Origin of the sequence: Acidovorax facilis, from assembly GCF_023913775.1 — a bacterium.
GTDB lineage: Bacteria > Pseudomonadota > Gammaproteobacteria > Burkholderiales > Burkholderiaceae_C > Acidovorax > Acidovorax facilis.
This window is the reverse complement of the sequence record NZ_JAMXAX010000205.1, coordinates 1-6715: the sequence shown is the minus strand read 5'-3', so window position 1 is coordinate 6715 and position 6715 is coordinate 1. Positions and strand designations below refer to the sequence as shown.

The window sequence follows — 6715 nt, the reverse complement described above, 5'->3', positions numbered from 1 at the left end:
CACTGGCGGGCACTTCCGGCGCTGCGCACGGGCCTGCTGCGTGGGCGGCCGACGCATCGCTGGAGCCCGCCGAGTGCATCGCCCCCTCCCGCCCCGGCGGCGGGTTCGACCTGACCTGTGGCCTGGCCACCCAGGCGGTGCAGGTGGTGCGCCCCGCACGCCCACCGCTGCAAACACGCTACCTGCCCGGCGGCATCGGCGCCGTTGCGTTTGACCAGGTTGCCACCGGACGGCTGGGCGGGCCGGGCACGCTGGTGGCGTTCTCCAGCGGCTCGCTGCTCAACATCGCGCAGGGCCGCTTCGGCCCCCATCCGGTGAGCGCCGTGCGCTGGATCGCCACGCTGGGCACCGACTATGGTGTGGTGGCCGTGCACCGCGATTCGCCCCACCAGCGCCTGCAAGACGTGGTGGCCGCGCTGCGCAAGGACCCGGCCCGCGTGGTGTTTGGCGCTGGCGGCACCCTGGGCAGCCAGGACTGGATGAAAGCCGCCCTGCTGACCCGCGCCGCCGGGCAGGACCCCAAGCGCATGCGCTTTGTGTCATTCGAAGGCGGCGGCGAGGCGCTCAAGGCCCTGCGCGGCGGCCACATCGGCGTCTTTACCGGCGATGCCGCCGAGGCCCGGCAGGCCCTGGAAAAAGGCGCACCCCTGCGCTTTCTGGCCGTGCTGGCCCAGGCCCGCCTGCCCGGCGCACTGGCCGATCTGCCCACAGCCCGTGAGCAGGGCGTGGACCTGGTCTGGCCCACGGTGCGCGGCCTGTACATGGCCGCCACCGCCCCCGATGCCGCCGTGCGCGCCTGGGTGGCAGCTTTTGCCGAGGCGCTGGCCGCCCCTGGCTACGCAGCTCTGTGCAACCAATACGGCCTGTACCCGTTTGCGCGCACCGGTACGGCGCTGGAGGAGTTTGTGCAACGCAGTCTGGCCGACTACCGGCAACTGGCGCAGGAGCTGGGCCTGCGGTCCTGGCCGCGCTGAGGCGGCTACTGCAGAGCCCGTGCGGTGGTCTCAGAGGATCTCTGGCCCGCTCACTTCTCCAGCCACCACTGGATCACCACCTTGGCCAGGAAGCCCAGAAACCCCACGCCCAGGCCCAAAAACAGCACAAAGGTGCCAAACCGCCCTGCCTTCGATTCCCACGCCAGCTGCCCGATGATGAACAGCATGTAGGCGATGAACGCGCCCACGCCATAGGTGAGGAAGAAGCCCGAGATCTGTGCCTCGGTGAAGCCAAAAATCACGATGCCCCTCCAGGCGTGCGCGCCGGTGCAGCGGGTGCAGCCAGGTCGCGCTCGGGCAGACTGGATGCGTCCACCAGGTCGCGGTAGGCGTGCCAGCTGGCGTGGCCCAGCATGGGCATCACGGCGATCAGTCCCAGCAGCAGCGAGCCCAGGCCCAGCAAGGTAAAGCCCAGAATGATCGCCGCCCAGAACGCCATGGGCAGCGGGTTGACCACCACGGCCTGCCAGCTGGTCAGCACCGCCTGCAGCAGCGTGGCGCGGCGGTCCAGCAGCAGCGGCATGGCCACCACACTGGACGCAAAAATCGGCGCTGCCATCAGGCTGCCCAAGGCCAGCCAGATTTCAAACAGCCAGCCATCGCGCGCCATGACCACGTGGCGCAGAAAGTCGAGCGGTGTCTCGATCGGCACCGGCGCCAGCAGCGTGATGAGCGCCGCCGAAGTCATGACCCAGCCCGAGGCCGCCAGCGCCAGCAGGGCGCCAAACTGCACCATGCACCAGTAGTCGTTGCCCCATTTGTTCACGTGGCTGTTCTGCCAGTTGAACCAGGTCTTGAGCACCACGCCCAGGCTGGCGGGCTCGCCACGCTCCAGCGCGCGGCTCAGCGCATACAGGCTGGTGGCCAGCACCGGCGCCACCACCAGAAAGCCCGACAGCGCCCCCGCCAGCAGCCAGAAGCGGTGGTGCGCTACGGCAAAGATGGCAGCCCCAAACAGCGTGAGTGCCAGCCCATGGGCAAAGCTGATCCAGCCCGCCCGCGCCATGTCGCGCCAGGCCAGCACCAGCCAGGCCATGGGTTGCATGAGGCCGATGGTGCGGATGGTGGGCAACGGGGGGGGAGTACGGGGCATGGTGGGAAGGGTCGCCGAGCGACGATGGAGTGTGACCTTATCGGGCAACGGCTTCAACCACCGCACGCCCAAACCTTGACCTGAGGCAAGAAACCGAGCCGGCGCAGCCAGTCAGGCGAGCAGCCTGCACAGCGCAGTGAGGCTGTCCACCGTGGCATGGGGCTGCACGTCATCGTGCGGCCAGGGGTGGTTGGCGCTGTTGATCCACACGGCCTGCATGCCCGCGTTCAGCGCGCCCTGCGCATCCAGCGTGGCATCGTCGCCCACGTGCAGAACCTCGTGGGGCAGCACATCGACGGCCGTGGCGGCAGCGTGAAAAATGCGCGCATCGGGCTTGGCCACGCCAAACTCCGATGCGCTGATGCTGTGGCGAAAGTAGTGGCCGATGCCGATGCGGTGCACGTCGGCATTGCCGTTGGACACCGCCACCACCGGGTAGCGTGCCGACAAGAAGGCCAGCGTGTCGTGTGCGTCGTCAAACAGCTCCACGCGCATGCGCTCGGCAAAAAACAGGTCAAACGCCGGTTCGGCCAGCGCGGGCTCGTCGCCCGCCTGGGTCAGCGCCAGGCGGATGGACTCGCGCCGCAGCGCGCTCAGGTCGTGCAGCAGGTCGGGCCGCAGCGCCACCATCTGGTTGCGGATGGCGCGCAGCGATTCGGTGCTGGAGAACAAGGTTGCCGTGGCGGGCGCGTGGTGCGTGAGCCAGTCCAGCAGCACGCGTTCAGCCCGCGTGATGGTGGGCCAGATGGGCCAGAGCGTGTCATCCAGGTCGATGGTGATGGCGCGGATGCGGGAGGTGTCCAGCTGCAGCGCGGTGGGCTGGGCAGCGGGCAGTTCAGCGGGGGAATCGGGCATGGTCTGCAGAGAATACTCCACGGTCACCGAAGGGCCGGTCCGTTTGCCACAATCGGGGCATGCGCTCACCCTTCCACACCGAACCCCCTTACACCCACGGCCAGGCCGAACGCACTGGAGTGCTGCTGTGCAACCTGGGCACGCCAGACGAACCCACCGCCCCTGCCGTGCGCCGCTATCTGGCGCAGTTTCTGGGTGACCACCGCGTGGTGGAGATCCCCAAACTCGTGTGGCTACCCATCCTGCACGGCATCATCCTGCGCACGCGCCCGGCCAAGTCGGCTGCCAAGTACGCGAGCATCTGGACGCCCGAGGGCTCGCCCCTGGCCCACTGGACGGCCAAGCAGGCCACGCTGCTGCGCGGCTGGCTGGGCGAAGCGGGGCACGCGGTGCTGGTGCGCCATGCCATGCGCTATGGCAACCCGTCCGTCGCCAGCCAGCTCGATGCGCTCAAGGCCGAAGGCGCCACACGCATCCTCATCCTGCCGCTGTATCCGCAGTACTCGGCCACCACCACCGCTAGCGTGTTTGACGCCGTGTACGCCTGGGCTGCCGCCACCCGCAACGTGCCCGAGCTGCGGTTTGTAAACCGGTACCACGACGCCCCCGGCTACATCGACGCGCTGGCCCGCACCATCGAATCGCACTGGAAGACCCACGGCCAACCCGACCAGTTGGTGATGAGCTTTCATGGCGTGCCCGAACGCACGCTGCACCTGGGCGACCCCTACCACTGCGAATCACGAAAGACCGGCCGCCTGCTGGCCGAGCGCCTGGGCCTGCGCGAAGACCGCTACCGCATCACCTTCCAGTCGCGCTTTGGCAAGGCCAAGTGGCTCGAGCCCTACACCCAGCCGACCATCGAGGCACTGGGCAAAGCTGGCGCACGGCGCGTGGACGTGGTGTGCCCCGGCTTTACCAGCGACTGCCTGGAGACGCTGGAAGAAATCAACATGGAAGTGCGCGAGGCGTTCCTGCACGCGGGCGGGCAGGAGTTTCACTACATCCCCTGCCTGAACGACAACAGCCACTGGATCACGGCGCTGAGCCGCGTGGCGCAACAGCACCTGGCGGGCTGGCCCACCGAGGTGCCCACCGCTGCGGCGCTGGCCGATGCGCGCAGCCATGCGTTGGCCGGTGGGGCACCCAAAGGCGTGTGCCCCGTGGCGCACTGACTGCTGGTTACTACTATTTTTATAGCTGCTTGCGCTTATCCATCAAGCGCTAGCGGCCAATTTGACCCATATTCTGAGATGGCAGACACACTTTGGTGACCTGCCCCTCCCCCAACACCTGTACTGATGCCCGCTTCTGCCCTCGCCCCCCACCAGCTGCGGCTGACGATTGACCCCGCCACGCTGGGCTTTGCCAGCACGGCCGAGCTGCAAGACCTGCCCCTGCCCTGGATCGGCCAGGAGCGCGCGCAGGCCGCCGCCCAGTTTGGCCTGGGGCTGCACCAGCCTGACTACCACCTGTTCGTGCTGGGCGAAGTGGGCAGCGGGCGCGCATCGCTGCTGCGCCAGGCCATGCAGACTGCTGCGGCAGAACGCGCCGTGCCGCCCGACCTGTGCTACCTGCACAACTTCGACACGCCCGACCGGCCCCGCGCACTGCGCCTGCCTGCGGGCCAGGGCCGCCAGCTGCGCCAAGGCATGGCCGACATGGCCAAGAACCTGCAGGCCGACATCCCCAAGCGCCTGGCCGCCGCCGACTTCAAGGCCGAGGCGGAGCGCATCGAGAAAACCTGGCAGGCGCAAGAAGGCGAAGCCTTTGCCGTGCTCGACGCGTTTGCCGAGGCCCGCCAATTCCGCCTGACCCGCGAGGGCGGGCAAATGGTGTTCACCCTCACCGGCCCCAAAGGCCAGGCGCTGACCGAAGCCGAGGCCCGCGCCCTGCCGCGCGAGCGCCGCGCAGAGATCGACGCCGCCGAACACGAACTGCGCACCGAGATCGCCCGCTTTCTGGAAGCCGTCCGCCCGCTGGAGCGCACCCGCGACGACGCCCTGGCCGCCCTGCGCCGCCAGACCATCAAGCCCCTGGTGGAACACGCCCTGCACGACATCCGCCAGGGCCTGCGCAAGCAGATCAAGGACACCGTCAAGCTCACGCACTGGCTCGACCAGGTGGAGCAGGCGGTGCTGGGCGACATCGACCTGTTCGAGCCCCTGGACGCCGAACGGGGTGGCGACCAGGGCGCCGATGCCGAAGACGACCGCAAGGACGCGCTCGACGACCTGCTGGCCCGCTGCCAGGTGAACCTGGTGGTAGACAACCACGGCCGCACCGCCGCCCCCGTGGTGGTGGAGGACAACCCCACCCAGCGCACGCTGTTTGGCAGCATCGAACATGGCTCGGACGCCGACACCGTGCAGGCCGACCACACCGGCATCCACGCGGGCAGCCTGCTCAAGGCGCACGGCGGCTTCATCCTGCTGCACCTGCACGACCTGGCCGCCGAAGAAGGCCTGTGGCAACGCCTGCGCCGCTTCTTGCGCTGCGGCCGCCTGCAGATCGAGGAAGGAGGCGGCGGCCCCGGCCATGCCCCCGGCGGCGCCGTGGCGCTGCAGCCCGAGCCGGTGGACGTGGACGTGAAGATCGTGCTGATCGGATCGGTGGACGAGTACTACGCCCTGCAGGACGCCGACCCCGACGCCGCGCGCCGCTTTCGCGTGAAGGTGGATTTTTCAGACCACTTTGCCGCCACCCCCGCCACCCACCACGCCACCGCCATCCTGGTGGCGCAAGTCTGCAAAAAGCGCGGCCTGCCCCACTTTGGCCCCGACGCCGTGGCCCTGCTGCTGGAGCAGACCCACCGCGAGGCCGACGACCAGCGCCGCCAGAGCGCACGCTTTGCCCACACCGAAGCGCTGGCCATCGAAAGCGCCGCCCTGTGCAAGGCGCGCGGCGGCCCCCTGGTGCAAGCCGCCGACGTGCAGGCCGCCCTGGCCGCCCGCACCCAGCGCCACAACCAGCCCGAAGAAGAGCTGCACGACTCCATCACCGAGGGCGAGCGCCTGATCTCGCTGGCAGGCTCCATCACCGGCCAGATCAACGCCATGACGCAGATCGACCTGGGCGACTACCGCTTCGGCTTCCCCGTGCGCATCACCGCGCGCACCTTTGCCGGGCAAGAGGGCCTGCTCAACATCGAGCGCGAGGTCGATATGTCCGGCCCCATCCACGACAAAGGCGTGCTCATCCTGCACAGCTACCTCACTGCCCTGTTCAGCCACGTGGCGCCGCTGGCGCTGAATGCGTCCATCGTGTTCGAGCAGGAATACAGCGGCGTGGAAGGCGACTCGGCCTCGTGCGCCGAGCTGTATGCGCTGCTGTCGAGCCTGTCTGGCCTGCCGCTGCGCCAGGGCATTGCCGTGACCGGCGCGCTCAACCAGCATGGCGAAGTGCTGCCGGTGGGCGGCATCAACGAAAAGATCGAAGGCTGGTTCCGCGCCTGCAGCACTGCAGGGCTGGACGGCACACACGGCGTGCTGATCCCCGCCCGCAACCAGCGCCACCTGATGCTCGACCGCGGCGTGCTGGACGCAGTGGAGCGTGGGCTGTTTCATGTCTACACCATGGGGCATGTGAGCGAGGGGATTGCGCTGCTGACGGGCGAGGCGTCAGGGATGAGCCCGGCGGAGTTGTTGCAGGCGCAGGCCGACGAACTGGCCGACCGTGCTACCGCTGTGGAAGATACGGTGATGCAGCGGGCGGAATTGACGCTGCGTGCTTATCGGAGGGCTTGCCAGGTGGCGGGGGGTGCGCGGAGGGG

Annotated in this window: 6 protein-coding genes; 3 read left to right on the top strand and 3 right to left on the bottom strand. The window is 68.7% G+C overall.

Features of this window, described 5'->3' with window-relative positions:
* The first annotated feature begins 2 nt into the window (after positions 1 to 2).
* Complete coding sequence (locus NFX52_RS28880) at positions 3 to 974, top strand: tripartite tricarboxylate transporter substrate-binding protein (RefSeq protein ID WP_252635948.1); 972 nt, start codon at positions 3 to 5, stop codon at positions 972 to 974.
* Positions 975 to 1024: 50 nt separating this feature from the next.
* Here the strand turns inward: NFX52_RS28880 and NFX52_RS28875 are convergent, their stop codons facing one another.
* The 3 genes from NFX52_RS28875 to NFX52_RS28865 form a co-directional block, all read right to left on the bottom strand.
* Positions 1025 to 1237 (bottom strand): DUF2788 domain-containing protein, encoded by a 213-nt coding sequence (locus tag NFX52_RS28875; protein WP_015014900.1) that lies wholly within the window; start codon positions 1235 to 1237, stop codon positions 1025 to 1027.
* Positions 1234 to 2088 (bottom strand): DUF2189 domain-containing protein, encoded by an 855-nt coding sequence (locus tag NFX52_RS28870; protein WP_055402321.1) that lies wholly within the window; start codon positions 2086 to 2088, stop codon positions 1234 to 1236. Before NFX52_RS28870 ends, NFX52_RS28875 begins: the two co-directional genes overlap by 4 nt.
* Positions 2089 to 2199: 111 nt before the next feature.
* Positions 2200 to 2943, bottom strand: a complete 744-nt coding sequence (locus NFX52_RS28865) for an HAD-IA family hydrolase (RefSeq protein WP_055402328.1) — start codon at positions 2941 to 2943, stop codon at positions 2200 to 2202.
* Positions 2944 to 3002: 59 nt separating this feature from the next.
* On the opposite strand from NFX52_RS28865, the gene hemH reads away from it, so the two are divergent.
* Together hemH and NFX52_RS28855 are read left to right on the top strand one after the other, a co-directional pair.
* Complete coding sequence (gene hemH, locus NFX52_RS28860; RefSeq protein ID WP_055402322.1) at positions 3003 to 4118, top strand: ferrochelatase; 1116 nt, start codon at positions 3003 to 3005, stop codon at positions 4116 to 4118.
* Positions 4119 to 4244: 126 nt separating this feature from the next.
* The coding region (locus NFX52_RS28855; RefSeq protein ID WP_252635947.1) for a Lon protease family protein at positions 4245 to 6715 on the top strand (2471 nt) is incomplete at its 3' end.

Excerpts from the sequence above, each read along its gene's own strand:
- hemH (WP_055402322.1), top strand. The coding sequence starts at position 3,003 with ATGCGCTCACCCTTCCACACCGAACCCCCTTACACCCACGGCCAGGCC.
- NFX52_RS28870 (WP_055402321.1), bottom strand. The coding sequence starts at position 2,088 with ATGCCCCGTACTCCCCCCCCGTTGCCCACCATCCGCACCATCGGCCTC.
- NFX52_RS28865 (WP_055402328.1), bottom strand. The coding sequence starts at position 2,943 with ATGCCCGATTCCCCCGCTGAACTGCCCGCTGCCCAGCCCACCGCGCTG.